This is a genomic window from Dehalogenimonas formicexedens (assembly GCF_001953175.1).
GTDB lineage: Bacteria > Chloroflexota > Dehalococcoidia > Dehalococcoidales > Dehalococcoidaceae > Dehalogenimonas > Dehalogenimonas formicexedens.
This window is the reverse complement of the sequence record NZ_CP018258.1, coordinates 40,414-62,033: the sequence shown is the minus strand read 5'-3', so window position 1 is coordinate 62,033 and position 21,620 is coordinate 40,414. Positions and strand designations below refer to the sequence as shown.

General features: G+C 57.2%; 17 protein-coding genes. 14 read left to right on the top strand and 3 right to left on the bottom strand.

All coding sequences use genetic code 11. From position 1 onward, the window contains the following. Positions 1-20 precede the first annotated feature (20 nt). From tgt to Dform_RS00295, 6 genes are all read left to right on the top strand, one after another. Positions 21-1,184: a tRNA guanosine(34) transglycosylase Tgt gene (gene tgt, locus Dform_RS00325; protein ID WP_076003245.1), complete on the top strand. Its 1,164-nt coding sequence runs from the start codon at positions 21-23 to the stop codon at positions 1,182-1,184. A gap of 438 nt (positions 1,185-1,622) precedes the next feature. Then, positions 1,623-2,765: an iron-containing alcohol dehydrogenase gene (locus Dform_RS00315; RefSeq protein WP_076003243.1), complete on the top strand. Its 1,143-nt coding sequence runs from the start codon at positions 1,623-1,625 to the stop codon at positions 2,763-2,765. A 296-nt stretch (positions 2,766-3,061) separates the two neighbouring features. Beyond that, positions 3,062-3,334, top strand: a complete 273-nt coding sequence (locus tag Dform_RS00310) for a hypothetical protein (RefSeq protein WP_145925481.1) — start codon at positions 3,062-3,064, stop codon at positions 3,332-3,334. 178 nt (positions 3,335-3,512) lie between these two features. Continuing rightward, positions 3,513-5,447, top strand: coding sequence for a DNA topoisomerase (ATP-hydrolyzing) subunit B (gene gyrB, locus Dform_RS00305; RefSeq protein ID WP_225973697.1), 1,935 nt, complete (start codon positions 3,513-3,515; stop codon positions 5,445-5,447). Further along, positions 5,416-5,691: a helix-turn-helix domain-containing protein gene (locus Dform_RS10970; protein WP_158513441.1), complete on the top strand. Its 276-nt coding sequence runs from the start codon at positions 5,416-5,418 to the stop codon at positions 5,689-5,691. The genes gyrB and Dform_RS10970 overlap by 32 nt, the downstream gene beginning before the upstream one ends. A 221-nt stretch (positions 5,692-5,912) precedes the next feature. Next, the gene (locus Dform_RS00295) at positions 5,913-6,464 is read left to right on the top strand and encodes a DedA family protein (RefSeq protein WP_225973696.1); all 552 of its coding nucleotides are present in this window, start codon (positions 5,913-5,915) and stop codon (positions 6,462-6,464) included. Positions 6,465-6,473: 9 nt separating this feature from the next. Here the strand turns inward: Dform_RS00295 and Dform_RS00290 are convergent, their stop codons facing one another. Together Dform_RS00290 and Dform_RS00285 are read right to left on the bottom strand one after the other, a co-directional pair. Then, a complete protein-coding gene (locus tag Dform_RS00290; RefSeq protein WP_076003239.1) occupies positions 6,474-6,806 on the bottom strand; it encodes a hypothetical protein in 333 nt (110 codons plus the stop codon). A gap of 253 nt (positions 6,807-7,059) precedes the next feature. Next, a complete protein-coding gene (locus Dform_RS00285; RefSeq protein ID WP_076003238.1) occupies positions 7,060-9,069 on the bottom strand; it encodes a thioredoxin domain-containing protein in 2,010 nt (669 codons plus the stop codon). Positions 9,070-9,393: 324 nt separating this feature from the next. On the opposite strand from Dform_RS00285, the gene Dform_RS00280 reads away from it, so the two are divergent. From Dform_RS00280 to Dform_RS00255, 6 genes are all read left to right on the top strand, one after another. Next, positions 9,394-11,604 (top strand): RelA/SpoT family protein, encoded by a 2,211-nt coding sequence (locus tag Dform_RS00280; RefSeq protein WP_076005004.1) that lies wholly within the window; start codon positions 9,394-9,396, stop codon positions 11,602-11,604. A 61-nt stretch (positions 11,605-11,665) separates the two neighbouring features. Then, positions 11,666-12,595 (top strand): mechanosensitive ion channel family protein, encoded by a 930-nt coding sequence (locus Dform_RS00275; protein ID WP_076003237.1) that lies wholly within the window; start codon positions 11,666-11,668, stop codon positions 12,593-12,595. A gap of 153 nt (positions 12,596-12,748) precedes the next feature. Then, positions 12,749-13,540 carry an MBL fold metallo-hydrolase gene (locus Dform_RS00270; RefSeq protein ID WP_076003236.1) on the top strand — a complete coding sequence of 264 codons (792 nt, stop codon included), beginning with the start codon at positions 12,749-12,751 and terminating at the stop codon, positions 13,538-13,540. 85 nt (positions 13,541-13,625) lie between these two features. Next, entirely contained in the window at positions 13,626-15,470 is a 1,845-nt protein-coding gene (locus Dform_RS00265; RefSeq protein WP_076003235.1) for a TIGR03960 family B12-binding radical SAM protein, read from the top strand. A 755-nt stretch (positions 15,471-16,225) separates the two neighbouring features. Beyond that, a complete protein-coding gene (locus tag Dform_RS00260; RefSeq protein ID WP_076003234.1) occupies positions 16,226-17,302 on the top strand; it encodes a DUF933 domain-containing protein in 1,077 nt (358 codons plus the stop codon). A gap of 1 nt (position 17,303) precedes the next feature. Beyond that, complete coding sequence (locus tag Dform_RS00255; protein WP_076003233.1) at positions 17,304-17,771, top strand: PH domain-containing protein; 468 nt, start codon at positions 17,304-17,306, stop codon at positions 17,769-17,771. Positions 17,772-17,790: 19 nt separating this feature from the next. Here the strand turns inward: Dform_RS00255 and Dform_RS00250 are convergent, their stop codons facing one another. After that, positions 17,791-18,591 (bottom strand): PrsW family intramembrane metalloprotease, encoded by an 801-nt coding sequence (locus Dform_RS00250; RefSeq protein WP_076003232.1) that lies wholly within the window; start codon positions 18,589-18,591, stop codon positions 17,791-17,793. A gap of 125 nt (positions 18,592-18,716) precedes the next feature. Between Dform_RS00250 and Dform_RS00245 the strand changes: the two genes are divergently transcribed. Then, positions 18,717-19,193 (top strand): ComEA family DNA-binding protein, encoded by a 477-nt coding sequence (locus tag Dform_RS00245; RefSeq protein ID WP_076003231.1) that lies wholly within the window; start codon positions 18,717-18,719, stop codon positions 19,191-19,193. 3 nt (positions 19,194-19,196) lie between these two features. Further along, positions 19,197-21,563, top strand: coding sequence for a DNA internalization-related competence protein ComEC/Rec2 (locus tag Dform_RS00240; protein WP_076003230.1), 2,367 nt, complete (start codon positions 19,197-19,199; stop codon positions 21,561-21,563). Positions 21,564-21,620 lie beyond the last annotated feature (57 nt).

The following is a 21,620-nucleotide window of genomic DNA, read 5'->3' as shown; positions in this document are numbered from 1 at the left end:
TCTGGTAAAATCTGCTTCTGATGTCTGAATTGTCTTTCAAGCTGGAAAAACCCGGTAATGCCCGAGCCGGCATTCTGGTTACGCCCCACGCCACCGTCGAAACCCCCTGTTTCATGCCGGTCGGGTCTCAGGCCACGGTCAAAACGCTGACCCCAGACGAACTTAAAGACCTAGGCTATAAGTTGATCCTCGCCAACAACTACCACCTTTATTTACGCCCGGGAACCGATGTTATCGCAAGTTATGGCGGAATTCACAAGTTCATGGGCTGGAGCGGCGCCCTCCTCACTGATTCGGGAGGCTACCAGGTGTTCTCCCTGTCGCCGCTTCGAAAAATGTCGGACGAGGGCGTTACCTTCCGCTCGCACATCGACGGCTCGGAGCACTTCTTCAGTCCCGAGCTGGCGATCAAATACCAGGAGATATTCGGCGCCGATATCATTATGGCTCTCGACGAATGCCCCCCGGTCGAAGCCAGCCGCGGGGCTATCGAGTCGGCGGTTGCCCGAACTCAGGCCTGGGCTCTTCGCTGCAAATCCGCCAAAACCCGCGCCGATCAGGCCCTGTTTCCGATTGTCCAGGGTGGACTTCACCCCGACCTCCGCCGCCGGTCAGCGGAGGGTTTGATCGAGACCGGCTTTCCCGGCTATGCCATTGGCGGTTTGGCCATCGGCGAAGCAAAAGACCAGACCGTTGAGATCACCGCCGCCACAACCGGGGTTCTTCCAAGCGATAAACCCCGCTACCTGATGGGTGTGGGCTCACCGGAGGACATTGTTCGAGGCGTCTCAGCCGGCATCGATATGTTCGATTCCGCCCTCCCTACCCGCGTCGCCCGGAACGGCGCCCTCTTCACCCGGCGGGGGCGCATAGACATTGCCAACGCCCGCTACGAAGGCGACAAAACCCCGATCGAAACCGGCTGCGCCTGCTACACCTGCCTGAATTTTTCTGCCGGTTATGTCCACCATTTGTTCCGTGCTAAAGAGTTGCTGGCCTACCGCCTGGCAACGCTCCATAACCTCTACTTCATGCGTAAATTGATGAGAGATATCCGTCAGTCAATTCTTGACGAACGTTTCGACGGCTTCGCACGGAACTTCCTGTCTGACTACACACCAACCGATGAAGCGGTGCGCCTGGCTCAGAAACGCCAGTGGCTCCAGGACCGTAACCAACCGTAGGGGTCCTATAGCCCTCGATCTAAAAACATGAGCGAATTCAACATGTCGGAACTGGAATCGGCCCAAAAAGCGATTCTCTCCGCAATCCGTAAAAGTGAGAAGGTTCAGGCGACCCTCTCACTTCAAGAGCCTTCCCCAACCCCCCAATTGACGATGGTATCTCAAAGGCTCAAAGTCCTCCAATTAGCATTATCGCTCATAACCAGAGTTGGGAGTGGGAATACGACTGGGATATACTCAAAAGAAGACCTTATCGGGGCTTCGACAACTCTGACAGGGCTGATACGGCAAATTGAAAAAGTGATGCCGAAGTTCAAACAGGGGACTTCCCAACACACCCTGGCCGTCCGGCGGATCAGAGCGTTCGAGATCGCATCGGCTTTAATAGATCGGGAACTTTCTCCTTCCTGAAAATTTTTAGTCCCGGGAGTACACAGTATGTCAATCACCGAATTCAACCTGCCCACGAAGCTCATCTTCGGAGAAGGAACAATCGAGCGCCTTGGGGAGGAATCGGCTAACCTCGGCCATCGAGCCATGATCGTTTCCGGCCAAAAAACGATGAGAAAACTCGGCTTGTTAGACAAAGCCGTCGACATGCTCGAAAGAGCCGGATTGGACGTTATCCTCTTTGATAAAATCGAACCCAACCCCCGGGCCTCCACTGTCGACCAGGGCGCCGCTATCTCCCGGCAAGAGAATATCGATCTAATTGTTGCCCTCGGGGGCGGTTCGGCTATGGACGCCGCCAAAGGCATCGCCTTAGCCTCAGCGGGAGATAAATCGGTTTGGCATTATGTCACCACCCGTGATAATCCCGCGGGAAAAGTGCCCGCGCTGATCATGGTGCCGACAGTCTCGGCTTCCGGCTCCGAAGTCAATTCCGGCGCCGTTATCACGGATTGGACCACCCATGAAAAACGCGTTTTGGGCCGCTCATCCCTCCAACCCAAAGTCGCCATCGTCGATCCTGAGTTGACTCTATCTCTTTCCCTGGCGCCTACTCTTGCAGGGGGCGTCGATATCTTCTGCCACGCCGTCGAACCTTATGTCACCGCATCCCACCCCGAGCCGCTGAACGACGGTTGGCGCGAGTCAATGCTGCGGATTGTGGTCAAATATTTGCCCATCGTCAGGGGCGATCTGCACAACCGCGAAGCCCGCCGGGCGTTGGCATGGGCTTCCACCATGGCCTGTTCTTCCTTCGCAAGTCTCGGCGGAGGCGACGGCTCCATGACACTGCACGGTATCGAGCACCCTCTGTCCGGACTTTATGACATTACCCACGGCGACGGTCTTGCTGCCCTTCTTCCGTCCTGGTTGGCCGACCTCTCCCGCGAGCGGGCCGACCGGATAAAACTGCTTGGCGAGCGCGTCTTCGGTTCAACCGACGGTAAAGCCGCCATCGAGGATTGGCTGAAGAGTCTCGGTATGCGGCTTCATCTTGAAAGCCTCGGGGTCGAGAAAGAAAAAATCCCGGAACTGGCTCGCTTGGCTCCCGTGTCCTCGCCGTGGATCAAGTCCAACCCCACCCCCCTTGAACAGGAAGACATCGAACGCATCTACCGCATGGCTTTCTGATACTACTTTCCTCTCCCTCGATGCCTGTCCTGAACGGAGTCGAAGGAGGAGAGGAATTGAAGGAGAGGGTGACGGGGTCGGTAACCCCGCTCGTTGACTTGCGATCCGATAAAAATCGTGACCCCCTTTGTCATTCCCCCGAAAGCGGGAATCCATTTCGCCCTCCAAATTATCATTGACTAATGTGCTAGAATCGAATTACGGTTCAGACCATAGGGACCACCAAACCACCGCGCCGACTCGACCAATCGGAAGTGTTGGCGAGCCTTTTCGCGAGCATAATCCTGGCTGTATTCGTGTTTTTCAGCAACCATTGGAAGCACTTCGAGTTTTGGCTTGGGGCTACCCTTCTCCTCGGGCTCGGGTATCTGGTTTCCCTGATACCGGACCGGTTGAGATGGTGGCGCTTGCCTCTCGCGTTCCTGGGGTATTTTTCACCCGGCATCGTCAAATGGCTTTTCAACGCTGACTACGACCCTTGGTCCATCGGCATCCTCTTCTTGTTGGCTTTCTATTGGATGCCCTGGATTCGCCTCCGCCGTGAACCCTTTGGCTTTTACTTCTTCTGATAATCAGCTCACCCTTCATCACCAAGAGGCAGGCGACCCGACAGCCATTTCTTTGCCTCCTCCCCCTTTAAAATGGTATAATTCAATAGCTAGAAGCGCATGAAATACGAACGCCCAGTTCCGCCGCCGATCATTTCGATGGCGGCTTTTTCTTTATTAAAATCCCTTTAAGGCAGTGATGATGGAAAACAATCATATTGACGACACCGACGCCGAAAAAGCGGCGTCATATACAGCCGAAGACATCCAGGTCCTCGGCGGCCGCGAGGCCGTCCGCAAGCGCCCGGGCATGTATATCGGCTCCACCGACTATCGCGGCTTGCACCACCTGGTTTATGAAATCGTCTATAACTCGGTGGATGAGGCCATGGCCGGTTACTGCGACAAGATCGAAGTCACCATCAACCAGGATGAATCGATCATGGTCGAGGACAACGGCCGCGGCATCCCCGTCGGCGTGCACAAACAGACCGGCGTCTCCGCGCTGGAAACAGTGATGACCGTCCTCCATGCCGGCGCCAAATTCGGCGGCAAGACATACCAGGTTTCCGGCGGCCTCCACGGCGTCGGCGCTTCGGTGGTCAACGCCCTGTCGGACTGGGTCCGCGTCGAGGTCAAGCAGGATGGCAAGCTCTATCGTCAGGAATACCGCCAGGGCATCCCGGTGGCTCCCGTTGCCGTGGTCGGCGAATCCTGCGGCACCGGCACTATCACCAGCTTTAAATTCGACCCGAAGATCTTTGCCGACTCAACCTATGATTACAAAACCCTCGCGGAGCGAATCCGCGAGGTAGCCTATCTCAACAAAGGGCTGGAAATATCCATCGCCGACAAGCGGTCGGATGTGGAGGAAACCTTCTATTTCGAAGGCGGCCTCACCGGGTTTGTCCGCCATCTGAACCACAACCGCGGCGTCATCAACCGGCTGCCGATCTCCGTGTATAAAAAAGCGGATCCCACCATCGTCGAAGTGGCCATGCAGTATAACGACGGCTATTCCGAGACCAGTTTTTCCTTCGCCAACTGCATCAACACCCAGGACGGCGGTACTCACCTCACCGGCTTCCGTTCTGCCCTGACCCGCGTCTTGAACGATTACGCCACCAAGAACAAGCTGGTCAAGGAATCCGATCCGTCTCTTTCGGGAGAGGATTCCCGCGAAGGCCTGGTCTCGATCGTGTCGGTGAAACTTTCGGAGCCTCAGTTTGAAGGCCAGACCAAGGGCAAACTGGGCAACGCCGAGATGAAGAGCATCGTCGAAAGCGCCGTCCTCGACCAGTTGACCCTGTATTTCGAAGAGCACCCGGATGATGCCAAGAAGATCATCGACAAGGTTCTGACTTCCGCCCGTGCCCGCGAGGCCGCCCGCCAGGCCCGCGACCTCATCATCAAGAAGAACTCGCTCGACGGCGGCACCCTGCCCGGCAAGCTGGCCGACTGCTCCGAAAAAGAGCCTTCCCTGTGCGAATTGTTCCTCGTTGAAGGCGACTCCGCCGGCGGTTCCGCCAAGCAGGGCCGCAACCGGCGTTTCCAGGCCATCTTGCCCCTTCGCGGTAAAATTCTGAACGTTGAAAAAGCCGCTCCGGACAAGATGCTGTCCCATGAAGAAATCCGGGCCATCATCACCGCGCTCGGCGCCGGCATCGACGATGATTTTGACCACAATAAACTGCGCTACCACCGTATCGTGCTGATGACCGATGCCGACGTTGACGGCGCCCATATCCGCACCTTGCTCCTGACCTTCTTCTTCCGCCATATGACCAAGCTCATCGCCGGCGGCGGCTTGTACATCGCCCAGCCGCCCCTGTACCGCATCAAGCAGGGCCAGAACGAACGCTGGGTGTATTCCGATAACGAAAAGGCCGAGGCCTTGAAGGAATTCAAAGGCAAGAACGTGGACATCCAGCGCTATAAGGGTCTTGGTGAAATGTCCGCGGAGCAACTCTGGAACACCACCATGAACCCCGCCTCCCGCACCCTGCTCACCGTGGAAGTCCAGGATGCCGCCCGCGCCGATGCCACCTTCAACCTCCTCATGGGTGACGAGGTCCCGCCGCGCAAGGCTTTCATCCAGGCCCATGCCCAGCACGTTAAAAACCTCGATATCTAGCGGGCTGCCTGACATTTTCCGGCCTTTTGCGTTTCTTTTATTGATGAACGCCAGAAGCCGGGATCCAAATCGCCTGCTCAAATCCAGTGAAGCCAGCGATATGCTTCAGGTGTCGAACACCACCCTGCGCCGCTGGGCGGATCAGGGGAAAATAAACAGCTGGCGGATTTCCCCAAGGGGCGACATGCGCTTCAGGCAGGAAGATCTGGAAAGAATGAAACACGCTCAGATCAAACACGGTTGATGACGCAAGTTACAACTAAAAAGTAAATGACCGGCTGATCCCGGTCATTTTTCTATCTGTTCGGCGCGGTTCCACCATTTCACCCGTCCCATTCGATTTTAACCCGGCCGTACGGTACAATCATCGGCCGGGAGTCTTTCGGAGGCAATCTGGAACAGGCAATCCTTGATTTTATACGCAACGCTTATGATGCCATGGGCTGGGGAGGCGTTTTTGTTCTCATGGCAATCGAAAGCGCCTGCATTCCCCTGCCCAGCGAGATTATCATGCCCCTCGCCGGCTGGATGCTCGTCGCTGATAAAGGACTGGGGTGGGAATACATTCTCCTGGTCGGTCTGGTCGGCGCCTTGGGCAACCTGGCAGGTTCAGGCGTCGCCTACTGGGCGGGCGCCAGGTTCGGCCGGGGCTTCCTCGAACGTTATGGCAAATACTTTTTGATTACTTCAGAGGAGATAGCCCGGACTGACCGCTGGTTTCAAAAATACGGCGACGTCACCGCCTTTTTCTCCCGCCTGCTGCCCGCCGTCCGCACCTTCATCAGCCTGCCCGCCGGCATCGCCCGCATGAATCTTAAGCGGTTCTTCGCCTTTTCGTTCCTCGGGGCGTTGCCCTGGTCGACCGGTTTGGCCTGGGGAGGCTACCTGCTGGGCCAGAATTGGGAAAAGATCCGCGAGGTCATGCGGCCGTTCGATATTCCGATAATCGCCCTGGGGGTTGTCGCCGTCGCCTGGTTTATTTGGAGCCGGGTAAGAAAAATCAGGGCGGAACGATAATCCGCCTGATCACCGATTAATTTTGTCAGTCTGTCTGCGCGTTCTAAACAGCATTCTTAAACCTGTAATCAGCAGCCAAATTCCCGGCACACCCAGGAAAAAGATCCAGCCCAGATCCTCCATTATTCCTTCGCTATTCCCCGCAAGGAAACGCGTGAGCGTCACCAGGAGCAGGGCGGCCCAAAGCAGGGGAACCAACGCCGGATGAATGTGGCTCACCCCGTAACCGATCAGAAGCGCCCCGCCCACCGCCAACAAAATCGTCATCACACCCATCAGCGTCTCGATGGGACCGGAAAAATATATTCCGTAATCCAGCACCGGCCAAACTAAAGCCAGCATGATGCCACCGGCGGCGACCGCCAGAATAACCCTGTGAGATCTTCTCAATTTAGGCACGGCAACTTCGCTTAATTTTCACAACTCGCATTGTTCGAAAAGTCGGTTGGAATAGGGCCGACATGTTGGACTCTCGAACTGTTCCTGTTCATTCCAAATTGTTCCAACCCGGTACTTCCGGTGGTTTGGGAGTTTAACCCTTAAAAATCCTGCCCCTCAAACAGGCCGACGGAAGCCGACTGGTCTTTAATGGCCTCTATTTGAGCAAGTCAGCCAGTAACCCGGGATCGGATACCGGGGGATGGCAGGTGTGCCCGCTGCAGACATATGCCGCCGACCGTTCATTCACAAGGGATTTACCCTTGAAAATGCCCTTTTGAGCCAGCGGATTATCACTCGCCGGGTCGAAACCCGCCTGCAGTTTATCCGGCAGCCATCCGGCACAGCCTTGCCGCAGAAGCGCTCTGGTCGCGGGATCGTCTGTTCCGCCGGCAATAACCACATCGAAAGGATCCGATAACCACAGCGTCAGGGCATTCAGCCAGTGTGACGTGGCCTGTGGATTCTGTGGCATTTCCCGGCTGACCAAACCCAGGAGCTTCTCAGCCAGGTCGGTCATCGGCGGATTCCCGGTGATCCTGCCGATTTTCAGCAGAACCATCGTCGTCGCCGAGCCACCTGATGGTATCGGGCTGTCAAGGATGCTTTGGGGGCGCATGAACGTTTCCTGCTGGCCTTTGACCGTATCGAAGAGGGCTGATTTTTCTTCATCCCAGAAATTGTCGACAATGAACTCGGCGAGTTTCTCCGCCTCGTCCAGCCACTTGATATCGGCGGTCACCTCGTTCAGTTTAATAAAGGCCTCTGCCAGGAATGCGTAATCCTGCAGGAAAGCATCGGTTTTGCTCCGGCCGCCGGCGTAAACATGCCTCAGGCGATGCCCGGCAACCGTGTGGTCCAGGATGAAATCCGCCCCGGCGATGGCCGCTTGAAGATAGTCCGGCCGGTCCAGCACGCAGGAGGCCTCGGCCAGGCTGGCTATCATCAATCCGTTCCAGCCGCTGAGAACCTTGATGTCGGTGCCCGGTTTAATTCTTTGTTCGCGCTTTGCCAGCATCAGCTTTTTATCTGCTTCAAGGGATGGGTCGTCGAGGCTTTCGCGCCTCAGGTGGAGCACGCTCCGGCCGTCGATCTGGCCTTCCGGCGTGACTCCGAAACGGCCGGCAATGATGCCGGCTTTATCGGCCGGAAAAACTTCGGACAGATCCTTCAGATCCCACAGAAAGTATTTGCCTTCCTCGCCCTCGCTGTCGGCATCCTGGCTGCTGAAGAAACCCCCTTCAGGGGCTCTCATCTCCCGCAGGGCATAATCCAGGGTCTCCTCGGTAATTTTCCGGTAAACACCATTTTGGGTGATCATGAAAGCGTGGAGGTACACGCCGGCCAGCAGGGCATTGTCGTAGAGCATCTTTTCAAAATGCGGCACCACCCAGATGGCATCGGTGGCATAACGGTGGAAACCGCCCCCAAGTTGATCGTAGATGCCGCCGGCCGCCATTTTATCCAGCGTCAGGGTAACCATCCGAAGGGCTTCCGCATTTTTTGTCCGGTGGTAATAACGCATCAGGAATTCCAGGACGCTCGCCTGCGGGAATTTCGGCGCCGACCCGAAACCCCCGTTAACCCGATCGAAGGTCCCTTTTATGGCTTCATAAGCTTGATCTAGGAGTTCCGGAGCCAGGCTGTTGCCGGGTTGAACACTGGCTCTGCCTGCGGACAACGCGGCGGCTATCTGGCTCCCGGCCCTTTCTATCTGCGGCCGTTGTCTCCGGTATGAATCGGCGATTGCTCGTAACACCCTCGGGAAACCCGGCAGCCCATGCTTGTCTTCCGGCGGGAAATAGGTACTGCCGTAAAATGGCTTGCCGTCCGGGGTCAAAAATACCGTCAGAGGCCACCCGCCATGGCCGGTCAGCGCGGAAACAGCCTGCATATAGATTTCGTCCAGGTCCGGCCGCTCCTCCCTGTCCACCTTGATATTGATGAATTTTTCGTTCATCTCGCGTGCGATATCCCGGTTTTCAAACGATTCGTGGGCCATCACGTGGCACCAGTGGCAGGCGGAATAACCGATGCTGAGCAGGATGGGCTTATCCTCAGCGCGGGCGGCGTCGAAAGCGTCTTTGCCCCAGGGGTACCAGTCGACCGGATTGTCGGCATGCTGAAGCAGATAGGGGCTGGTTTCCTGGGCCAGGCGGTTGCTCATAAACCATCCTTATGCCGGTAACGACCTTGGCTGCCAGGTCGCCGGCGTCTTTTTAGGGAGATTAATTTATCGGCTCGCTCGGTTGCCTGCTTGGCAAAATCAGGTTCGGATCCGGTTGAACGTCCGGATATCTGCATTGTACGCCGCGACATTTCCATCCGCAAAATCGGACAACACTCGCTTCCGTCCATCGCACAGGCTGGATGTATTTTGAAGCTAATATAGCTGTTTCTCCCCGCATGGGGGTATCCCTCGGCGCGATGAATGCTGACAGCTGGCTGCATTTACGCTATACTTATTCATCCATCACTTTATGGTAAATTCATGGAAGTTACCGCCCTCTTAGAAGCCGCGTCCCGCTATCTGCCGCCGGAGAAAGTCGATCTTATCAAATCGGCTTACGACTTCGCGGCCAAAGCGCACGAGGGTCAGAACCGCAAGAGCGGCGAACCCTTCATAGAACATCCCCTGGCTGTGGCCATGACGCTGGCCGAGCTTCAGCTTGATTCCACCGCCATCAAAGCCGCTCTGCTTCACGATGTCCCGGAAGACTCTTCGATAACTCTGTCCAAGATAGAGGAAATTTTCGGCAAGGACGTCGCCAGGCTGGTAGACGGCGTCACCAAGCTGGCGAAACTGCAGCTCGCCGCCCCCGGTGAGACGCGCTTTTCCGGCAACACCACCTACGAACGCCAGGCCGAGAACCTGCGTAAGATGCTGGTGGCTATGGCCGAGGATTTGCGGGTCGTTTTCATCAAGCTGGCCGACCGCCTTCACAACATGCGCACCCTGGACGCCATGCCGCCGGAAAACCAGAAGGCCACCGCCCGCGAAACCCTGGAGATATACGCTCCCCTCGCCCACCGCCTGGGCATCTGGGAAATGAAGTGGCAGCTTGAAGACCTGGCGTTCCGTTTTATCGAACCGGTGCAGTACAAATCGCTGGCCCGGCTCATCGCCGGCAAACGCGCCGAACGTGAAGACTTCATCAACAAGGTCATCGAGGTGCTGCGCGGCGAGTTCGAAAAATCCGGTCTTAAGGCGGAGATCACCGGGCGCGCCAAGCATATCTATTCACTGCACCAGAAAGCTGAGAAATATACCTCCCAGGGACGCCAGATAGACGAGATCTACGATCTCCTGGCCATCAGGGTGCTGGTCAATTCCGTCCGGGAATGTTACACCGCCCTGGGGACGGTGCACGCTATCTGGCACCCTATTCCCAGCACCTTCGACGACTATATCGCCAATCCCAAGCCTAACGGTTACCAGTCCCTCCACACCGCCGTGGTTTCCATCGGCGGCACCGCCCTTGAGATCCAGATCAGGACATATGAGATGCACCGCCTGGCCGAATACGGCGTCGCCGCCCACTGGCGCTACAAGGAAGGCGAAAAGGCCGCGGTCAAATCGGAAGACCGCATCTCCTGGCTGCGGCAGCTGGTCGACTGGCATCGCGATTTGTCCGGCGCCGAGGAATTTCTCGAATCGGTCAAAACGGATATTTTCAACGACCAGGTCTTCGTCTTTACCCCCGGCGGCGAGATCAAGGATCTGCCCAAAGGGGCGACGCCTTTGGATTTCGCCTACCGGGTCCACACCGAACTCGGCCATCGCTGCGTCGGCGCCAAGATAAACGGCAAGCTGGTCGGCCTGGATTACCGCCTGCGGAACGGTGACGTCGTCGAGATTGTGACCACCAAGAAAGATAAAGGTCCGTCGCGTGACTGGCTCAACCCCAACCTCGGCTACGTCAAGACCTCGCACGCCATCACCAAGATCCGCCAGTGGTTCAAGAAACAGGAGCGGACCGAGAACATCGAAAAAGGCCGCGAGCAGCTTGAAAAAGAGTTCCGTCACCTGGGCTTGAAATTGCCGGACCTTAAGGCTCTGTCCCACATGAACGGCCACGAAAACGTGGATGATTTTTATGCCGCCATCGGCTACGGCGGGCTTTCAGCCCATACCATCGCCATGGCTCAGATCGCCCTTGTCGAAGGTCCCAAGCCGGCCGCTGAACCGGCCGTCCCGCCAGTCTCCACTTCGCCTTCAGCCCGGCCGCCGACCTCCGGAGTCTCGGTCATGGGCATCGGCGATGTCGTTTCCAAGATCGCCGGGTGCTGCCACCCCATTCCGGGCGAGGATATCATCGGCTACGTCACCCGCTCCCAGGGCGTCACCATCCATCGCACCGATTGCTATAACGTCCTCAAGGAAGAAGAACCGGAACGCCTTATTCCCGTCCAGTGGGGTACCGCGGATCAACTCTACCCCACCCGCCTCCAGATACTGGCCTGGGATCGGGTCGGCCTGGTTCGGGACATCTCGACCCTGATCGCGGATGAAAAGATCAATATCACCGGCATGACGGTTGCGGAGAGCCCCGACCGGGTTACTTCCATCAGCCTGGACATCGAGACCAAAGGCCTGACCCAGCTGGCCCGTCTGATCTCGAAGATGGAAGGGGTGAAGGGCGTGACCTCGGTGAGCCGCCTCGGCGAGGAAGCTCGTACCGGCAAACCCACCTGGCCTTAAACCGCCATTTTGGTCCGCTGCCAGTTTCAATTTTTGTTTGTCTTTTGTATACTTCGAAATCATGATTGATTGGGGAGATCTTATAGACTCCATCGGCACCTGGATCGGCAGCCATGGCGCCCGGCTTGTGCTGATCGTCTTCGGCTCTTGGGTTTTCTACCAGGTCGTCAAGGTTTTTCTCACCCGTATCGTCCGCAGGCTCATCGAGTTCCGCGCCCGCATCGACAAGCTGCCTAAAGAGGACGAGGTTCGGCGCGTCAAATCCATCCTGGGTATTCTGATCGGGGCCCTGGGGGTAGCGATATTCGCCGTCGCCACTTTCATGGTCCTGTCCGAGTTCAACGTCAATATCGGGCCTCTCATCGCCAGCGCCGGTGTTGTCGGTATCGCCATCGGTTTCGGCGCCCAGAGCCTGATAAAGGACACTTTGAACGGCCTGTTCATCATGTTGGAAGACCAGTTCAATCCCGGCGATGTCATCAAGGTCGCCAATGTCTCCGGCCAGGTGGAAGACTTCAACATGCGCCGCACCGTGCTGCGCGATCTCGACGGCATCGTTCACATCATCCCCAACGGGCTGATAACCACCGTGTCCAATTACACCAGGGAATGGGCCAGGGTCAACATGAACGTGTCAGTCGATTACGGTACCGACCTTGAGAAGGCCATCGCCGTCATCAACAAGGTCGGCAAGGGCCTGGCCTCCGATCCCGAGTTCGGCCCCATGTTGATCTCGGCGCCCCAGGTTCTCCGGGTGGATAGCCTGTCCGATTCCGGCATTGAGATCAAAATCTTGGGCGATACCAAGCCGATGCGCCAATGGCAGGTAGCCGGGGAATTGCGTCTGCGGCTTAAGAAAGCCTTCGATGAGAACGGCATTGAAATCCCGTTCCCCCAGACCAGGGTTTCCTTCGATAAAACCCAAATCGATCAGATCCCAAGTCTTAACCGGCAGCCATCACAGGCTGAGCCCGGCTCTTCAGAAAGCTAGAAACACTCTGTCGGCCTTTCATGTTGGCGGATTGTCGTGCCCGTTTTGGATTTTCAATTTGGCATTTTGGTTATTGTTCAGGATTTCGATATTCGGATTTCGGATTTGTGGAGTATGGGTGGCGGGTAGGGATTCTGCTATACTTTGGCGGTCATGACTGAACCCCGCGACGATACCATCACTTTCCTGGGCACCGGCGGCGCCCGCATTATGGTTGCCCACCAGATTCTGGCTTCCGGCGGCATGTGGCTGTCGCTTTCGGGCAAAAACATCCTTGTTGATCCGGGCCCCGGCTGCATCGTCCAGGTCAACAAGCGCAAGCTAAAGGCTGAGACTCTTGACGCCGTCCTTCTCTCCCACCGCCACCTCGACCACTCCGGGGACGTCAACGTCATGATAGAAGCGATGACTGGCGGCGGTTTTCGCGGCAAGGGCAAGTTTTACGCGCCGTCCGATGCCTTCGGTCCCGAACCGGTGATTTACTCATACATCAAAAAGTTCCTCGATGAGGTCGTTGTCCTGAAAGAAGGCGGCAAGTACGAACTCGACGGGCTGAAGTTCGAAACTCCCCTCCGCCACCGCCACCCGGTTGAGACCTACGGCATCGTTTTTCACTCCGGCGGCAAATCGATCGCCTATGTCACCGATACCCGCTATTTCGATGACTTGCTTGATGCCTATAAGAAAGCCGACCTGCTGATCATCAATGTCGTCCTGACCGAATCGCGGCCGACGGTCGATCATCTGACACTGGACGAAGCGGAGAAAATCATCGCCGCTGTCAAGCCAAAAGAGGCCATCCTGACCCATTTCGGCATGAACGTCTGGCGGGCTCACCCCTGGGAAATCGCCGCCGGTATGACCGAACGCACCGGCATCCGCGTCATCGCCGCCCGCGACGGTATGGTCTTCCATTTATCAGAACTCGATGGAGCGACAACATGAACTGTCATTCTGACCCTCGAGCGGAGCGAAGGGGAAGAATCTCAAAGCCTCGGACGCATTGAATTTTTATTTGTGGAGTCATTGATTGTCCTACCCCGATTCCATTTTATATAAAGTCCAAAAACCCGCCCGCTACACCGGCGGCGAGGTCAACGCGGTCAAAAAAGACTTTGACGCGACACCGGTTCGGATCGCCTTTTGCTTCCCGGACCTGTACGAGGTAGCCCTCTCCAATCTCTCCCTGCCCATTCTCTACGACATCATCAACCGCCGTCCGGAAGCCCTCGCCGAGCGTGCCTATATGCCCTGGCCGGATATGATCAAGGCGATCCGTGACAATGGATTGACCCTGCTTTCGCTCGAGAATTTCCGCCCGGTTCGGGACTTTGACGTCGTCGGTTTCTCGCTGGGCGCCGAACTCTCCTTCACCACGATGCTTGAGATGCTGGACCTCGCGGGAATCCCCGCCTGGGCTGCCGGCCGCGCCGAAAGCGAGCCTTTGGTTATCGCCGGCGGGACGTCGATGTTCAACCCGGAACCGGTCGCCGATTTTGTCGATGTCTTCTTCATCGGCGACGGCGAGGACTCGATAGCCGAATTCGCCGACGTTTTCCACGATTGGAAAACAAGCGGTAAACCCGGCGGCAAAGCCGGATTATTAAAACGATTGGCGGCCGTCGGGGGGTTGTATGTCCCCTCACTCTACGATGTCACATACCATGACGGCGGCACCGTTGCCTCAATCACTCCAAATGATGCGGTCGCTCCGGCCACGATTACTCGCCGCATCGTCCAGACACTGCCGCCGCCTGTCACCACGCCCGTCGTTCCTTACATCGAGGCCGTCCAGGATCGGGGCGTTATCGAGATCTCCCGCGGCTGCGTCCGGGGCTGCCGCTTCTGCCATGCCGGGGTCGTCTACCGCCCCGCCCGCCAGCGCCCCCACCAGGAAGTCATCGATGCCGCCGACGAGATCATCGCCAACTGCGGTTACGACGAGATCTCACTGCTTTCGCTGTCCACTTCCGACTACGACGATATCGACGGTTTGGTCGGCAAGATGGCAGAACGATACCACGGCAGGCACATCGCCATCTCGCTGCCTTCGTTACGGATCACCCCCGGTTCGGTCTCCCTGGTCGAAAGCCTGCCCGAAGGCCGGAAAAGCGGCTTGACCTTCGCGCCCGAAGCGGCTTCGCCCCGCCTTCAGAAAGTGATCAACAAGATCATTCCTGACGAAGATCTTTTTGCCACCGCCCAGGCCGCCTTCGACCGCGGCTGGACCGGCATGAAGCTCTATTACATGCTCGGCCTTCCGACCGAAACCCTCGACGACCTGTCGGTCATGGCCGACACTCTTCACAAAGTCTATGCCCTGGGCAGAAACGCCCCCGGCCGCCGCCCCGGCTTGCGGGTCAGTCTCTCCACCTTCATCCCCAAGCCCCACACCCCATTCCAGTGGGCGGCCCAGGATGACGAGGAGACCATTATCGTCAAGCAGCGGCACCTGCTGGACCGGGTCAGGAGCAAGGGCATCCGCCTTTCATGGTCGGAACCCAAGGCCAGCCTGCTCGAAGCGGCTATCTCGCGGGGCGACCGGCGTTTGTCCAAGGTAATTTACTCCGCCTGGAAGCGCGGCAGCATGCTCGACGGCTGGTCGGAATTTTTCTCCTGGCAGCGCTGGGCGGACGCCTTCGCCGAGTTCGGCCTCGACCCCGCATTCTATGCCCGCCGCCAGCGGCCGCTCGATGAAGTCTTCCCGTGGTCGCACATCGAGACCGGCGTCACCGAGGGCTATTTGCGGCGGGAATACAAGCGCGCCCTGTCCGGTGAGGCCACCGGTGACTGCCACGATTCCCCCTGCCTCGCCTGCGGACTCCAGAACCTCGTCGCCGATTGCGAGGCTTCCCTGGCCAAACGTTCGCTGTAAAACTGTCTTTGCGAGCCTCGATTCCATCGGGCTTGCTCGTGATGCAAACGAAGGCGTGGCAATCTTCCTCCCTTATAACGAAACTTCCTTCTCTCCCGCCGCGAGCGGGAGCGAGGCATCCTACGCCAAACGTTCGCTGTAGGGGCGGGTTTTTAACCCGCCCGCCCGGTTTATGGTAGGGGCGAGCGGCCGCTCGCCCGCCTCATCACTTCCAAAGTCTTGGGACACCGTATCCATCGTTATCTCAATGCTGTAGCTGGGCACGTTGCATATGTCTAGTTTGATGGAGACTGTTGATCTCCAGGAGCTTATTACAAAAATATTTTCAAAATGGCACCAAAAACGACACGAAACGCTTGACATCTTAGAGAACACTGGTGCTATAATACCAGCTGAGGTATATTAGTACACCAGTACTATTATTTGCCGGAGACCCCTCGAATCAAAACATTGACTGACGGTTATAAACTGATGCCTCTCTACTTGTTTGAAATGAACGCATTGAATGAATTGTCCGCGCCAAACGACTCAATCGTGAATATCGCAGGTTTCAATCGTGTCGTTTCGAAAGATTTTAAAAAGCATGCCCGAACAATTGGCAGTGTGACTAAACGTTTGAAATTCGGCGCGGTCCATGCGTCAGCAAGTCGTTTGAGTCGTTTTTACGTACAATGCAAATTCAAAATAAAACCAGGCTGCTGAAAGCTGCCAGCTTGAATGGTATAATGTCCGCGACTATTAACAAAGGATTTTGAATGGCTTTATCTATCGGCATTATCGGCCTGTCCATGAGCGGCCGCACTACAATTTTTGAGGCCGCCACCGGCGCCGCCGCGGCTGCCCGCCCGGGGGAATCTGTCCACATCGGCATCGCCAAGGTGCCGGACGCCCGCATCGACAAGCTGTCAGCCATGTTCAAACCTGTGAAAACAACCTTCGCCGAGGTGAAATACCTTGATCTTGGCGCTTCGGTCAAGAACATCGGCGGCGAAGCCCTGCGGGAACTCTCCGCCATGGACGAACTGGTCAGCGTCGTCCGCGCCTTCAAAGACGAATCGGTGCCCCACCCCCAGCTCACCGTCGACGCCGCCCGCGATATCGAAGCCATGAACCTGGAACTTACCTTTTCCGACCTGGCGATTATCGAGCGCCGCCTGGGCAAGATCGAGCAGTCTCTCAAGGCCGCCAAGGCCACCGAGCGCCCCAAGATCCTGGCCGAGCAGGAATTGATCAATCGCCTGAAAGGCGAACTGGAAAAGGACATTCCACTGCGCGATGTCGAACTCACCGAAGAAGAAGAGAAATCGCTCGCCGGTTACCAGTTTCTGTCCGCCAAACCGCTGTTGACCGTGATCAACATCGGCGAGGAAGACCTGCCGAACGTCGACAGGATCGAAAAGGAATTTACCGCCAAATTCTCCGGAAACAAGCGCCGGCTCATCGCCATCTGCGGCAAACTTGAAGCCGAACTGGCGACCATGGACGCCGCCTCCGCCGCCGAGTTCCGGGCGGACTACGGGCTGTCCGAGACTGGCTTATCCCGGACTATTCGAGCGTCATATGCTCTCTTGGACCTGATCTCCTTCTTCACCGCCGGACCGGACGAATGCCGGGCCTGGAGCATCACCGCCGGCACCAACGCCCAGTTTGCCGCCGGTAAAATTCACTCCGACATCCAGCGCGGCTTCATCCGGGCCGAGATCGTCGCCTACGATGATTTTATCCGCGCGGGATCGCTCGCCGAGGCCAAGCGCCAGGGAGTCCTCCGCCTCGAGGGCAAAACCTACATCATGAAGGACGGCGATATCGCCAACTTCCTGTTCAACGTTTAACATGAAACAGTCTCCTGAGCTCCGCTACGAGGATTCTCCCCGATACGACACCGCGCCGATCGCCGGGGTGATAATCCTGCTGGTGTTCGTCGATCTGCTGCTCGCCTTCCTGATCCCGGAGACCTTCTGGATCATGGTCGGCACCGCCGTCTTCGAACTGCTGCTTTTTTACTTCATCATTCCTCGGAAGTACCAGATCCTGGACGACCGGGTTCGCATTCTTCTGGGAAGCCCAATCAAATACGACATTCCACTTTCGACGATCAAGGAAGCGCGCCCCGCCGGAGGCGCCGAGGCCTGGGTTTATTTCGGACTGCGCCTGGCAACTTCCGGCAAAGGCGTGATTGAGCTCATCCGGCGCGGCGGTATGGACGTCGTCTTCTCGCCCCGGGATCGCCAGACATTCCTGGAACAGCTTGAACTGGCGATGCGCTCGGCAAGCCGGCGCCATGATCTATCCCCAAAATAACAAGTATTGGTAACTTGCGTTAAATGGTTTGGGCTTTTTCCGCTGCCGGTGTCTGCCCGACTTCCTTGCGGGCGCTGGCGTAGAGCGCGAACAGCACGCCCAGGCTGACCAAGGCCACCGCCAGCATGCCGCCATAGGCGACGGCGTTGGAACTCTGGCTGTTTACGATGTCCCAGGCGGCGTGCAAGACCACCGCCAGGATAAAGGCGCCGATAACCCAGGCGTTGATGGTGACCTTACCCGCTCTGGCTCTCTCCCGCCATAGAACCGCGCAGATAATGCCGGTCCAGGCGCCGTGCCCGGCAGGCGCCAGAAGCCCCCTGACCAGGAGTACCTGGTTCATTGCCGTAACGTCGCCCTGGCTCTGGATCAGCGTGACTAGCGCATAACCCATGGTCTCGAGTGCCGCAAAACCCATGCCCACCGTCACCCCGAAGAGCAGACCGTCTGCCTGGTGCCGGTATTTCCAGCCCAGGAACAGGACGACCGGCACGATAATTTTCGCCGATTCCTCGATCAAGCCCACTCCGAAAAGGCTTGATACGGATGAGCTGGTCAGAGTCGAGTATTCCAAAAGACCCGCGGCGACCGTGCCGATAGCCCCACCGAGGAGAAAAGAGCCGCCCAGTACTGAAAGAGGTATATCCCTGTCGCGAATATGCTCGTAAAAGAAAGTGATGAACGCCACCGGCACCACGAACGATCCCAGCATGATTACCGTCGGGAAAAAGTTGGGATTGCCGGTGCTTTGCATTGTTACGTTAGTGACAAAAAAGAGCGCGACGCCCACGCCCAGCGTCCAGAGCCAGTTCAGCTTCATACCAAGCCTCCTTCGACCACCAGGTTAATCATATCCTTCCGGTTCGGCATGTCAAAACCCGTAAAACCCTTGACGCACCTCCCGATTGGGTATAGCCTAAATCAATTTTTTGTTTTGGGGGCATCATGGCAGGGCGCTTTCGGCTGATCATTTCACTCACATTGCTGCTTGTTCCGCCGCTTCTCCTCTCTGGGTGCGGGGATTCTTCTTTGGTCGAGATCTATACGCCCACTACCGCGCCGGCCCCATTCGCCTCAGTTGCCATCGAAGGCGCCGTAACTCTTCCCGGCATTTACCCTGTGAAAGCCGGGGATACGCTCGAGGATTTACTCCAGGCAGCGGGCGGTCAAACCGGCTCCAACACAAGTGTAAAACTGATTGTCGGCGGAGTCTCCAACGCCCCTCAGAAGATCAACATCAACACCGCCGAGGCCTGGTTGCTGGAAGCCCTTCCCGGCATCGGCGCCGTCAAAGCAGCGGCCATCATCGATTACCGGACCGCCCACGGCCCCTTCGTGAACATCCTGGAACTGGTAAAGGTTCCCGGCTTCGGCCAGTCGACGTACGATTCCCTCAAAGATTTAATAACGGTGTCGGGGTAAGCCTTGGTCCTGATCGTTCTGTCGCTGGCCTGGGTCACCGGCGTTTGGCTTGGCTCGCAGCTAATGCCATCGCCTCTCTGGTTTATCGCCGCCATTTTCCCCATGTTGTTCGCACTGGTGAAACGCTGGCGGGCCCGTGCTGTTCTTGCCGCTGCCGCCATCTTGATATTTGCAGGCGGCGCCCTGTATTTCCATTCGAGCTTTTCCGGAACGGGCGGAAACAACGTTGCAAGCTTCATCGACGGCAGCGCTCACACTTTTGAAGGCACGGTCAGCCGGATGCCCGAAGCCAGGGAGAAATCGCAGGCTCTCCGGCTTTCCGGCATTTCCGTACTTATCGACGGCGAGTGTCGTGCAGTAACCGGAGCCGTCATGGTCTATGTTACGCCGTTTCCCGAATACGATTACGGCGACCGGATAACCGTGACCGGTATGTTGCTCGAGCCCCCGGTCTTCGATACCTTCGACTGGCGAGCCTACCTCGCCCGCGACGAGGTTTTTGCCACCGTTTTGTACCCGTCGGTTACCGCTGTCAGCCCTGGACATGGGAACCCGATGCTGGCTGGGATTTACGATCTCCGGCAGAGATTGGCCGATAACATCGCCGCCGCCCTCCCTGAGCCGCACGCCTCCCTGGCACAGGGCCTTGCCCTCGGCATCCGCTCCGGCATCCCCGATGAGGTGAACCAGGCTTTTTCTGCCTCCGGAACATCGCACCTGCTGGCTGTTTCGGGACAGAACCTGGCTATTGTCGCCGCGGTGCTGCTATTTGCCATCCGGGGCTTGATTGGCCGTCGCGGTTACTGGTACGTCTGGCTGGCCATGGCCGCGGTGTGGGTTTTCACCATACTCTCAGGCCTGGCTTCTCCAGTTGTCCGCGGTGCCATCATGGCTTCAATTTTCGTGCTTGCCGAGCTTTTGGGCAGGCAGAAAGCGGCCGCCCCGGCGCTCTGTTTTGCCGCCGCGCTGATGGTTGCCGCCAATCCGCAATTATTATGGTCGGCTTCGTTCCAGATGAGTTTCGCCGCCATGGCCGGTCTTATTTTCCTTTTGCCGCCGCTCGACCGGTTCACCCGTCAGGCCGCGCTGAAATTCCCCGGTAAATCCTCCCGTTTTTACGGCGTTTTCCGCTGGGTAGCCGAAGGTCTTGCGGTTTCCTTTGCCGCGGTAGCCGGTGTCCTGCCCCTTATTGCCTACTATTTCGGTAATATTTCCCTTTCGGGCGGTGTCGCCACCCTGGCCGCTGCCCCGGCGTTGCCCCTGATCATTTTTGGCGGACTGCTGACCGGCATAGCTGCGGTTATTCAGCCGGTTTTAGCGATACCATTCGGCGCCATAACATGGCTTGGGTTAAGCTATCTTCTAGCCGCCGTTGAATTTTTCGCCCGGATCCCGCCAATCCAGGTTGAATCCTTTCATCCCCTTTTTATCTGGTTATCCTATGCGGTACTGGCCGCGTTCGCCTGGTGGCTGTGGCGCTGGGAGCGCCGGCAATCCTTCGAGGACCATGCCAGACCTGTGAAATTGGGACGCTTCGTATCACTCGGTATCCCTGCCATAACCCTCATAACCGTCTTGGTTTCAACCATTTTGAATTTTCCGGTTGACCACCGCCTGCAGGTGACCTTCCTCGATGTCGGCCAGGGCGACGCCATCTACATCCGCACGCCTGCCGGCCAGGACATCCTCATCGACGGCGGTCCGTCGCCGCAGCGCTTAACCCAGGAATTGTCCAGGCGAATGCCTTTCTGGGACCGGACCATCGAGCTGGTGGTGTCGACCCACGCCGATGCCGATCACCTTACCGGTCTGGTTGAGGCTCTTAACCGGTACAAGATCATCCAGATAGTCGATTCCGGTATTCCGGCTGACACCGATCTCTACGGTGAATGGCGGCGGCTGATCGATGAAAAGAAGGTGCCCGATACCGCCGTCTCAGCGGGTCAGCGGATCAGGCTTGCAGGGGGTTTGGAACTGGAGGTTTTTAATCCGTACGATGACACGATCGCCGATACCAACGCTTCCTGTCTCGTCCTGGGCCTCAAATACGGCGAAACTTCTTTCCTTTTCACCGGCGATCTGCCCCAATCCTCCGAACTGGAATTAGTCTATCGCCGGTTGTTACCTGACGCGACCGTTTTGAAAGTAGCCCACCACGGGTCAAACGGTTCGACCGGTGCCGCTTTTCTGGCCGTTGCCCCCCCGGAATTAGCCATCATCCAGGTCGGCCGGAACAGCTACGGCCATCCGACTTCTGCCGTCGTCTCGGCGCTCGATTCAATCTGCATTGAGAACGGCGTTTTCCGAACCGATACCTCGGGTTCCGTTAGCTTCATCACTGACGGGCATACCCTGTGGCGGAAGAAATAATCGCGATTAGCCTACTCTGGCCCGTGTATTGACAATTCTCGCTTTATTCCTTAATCT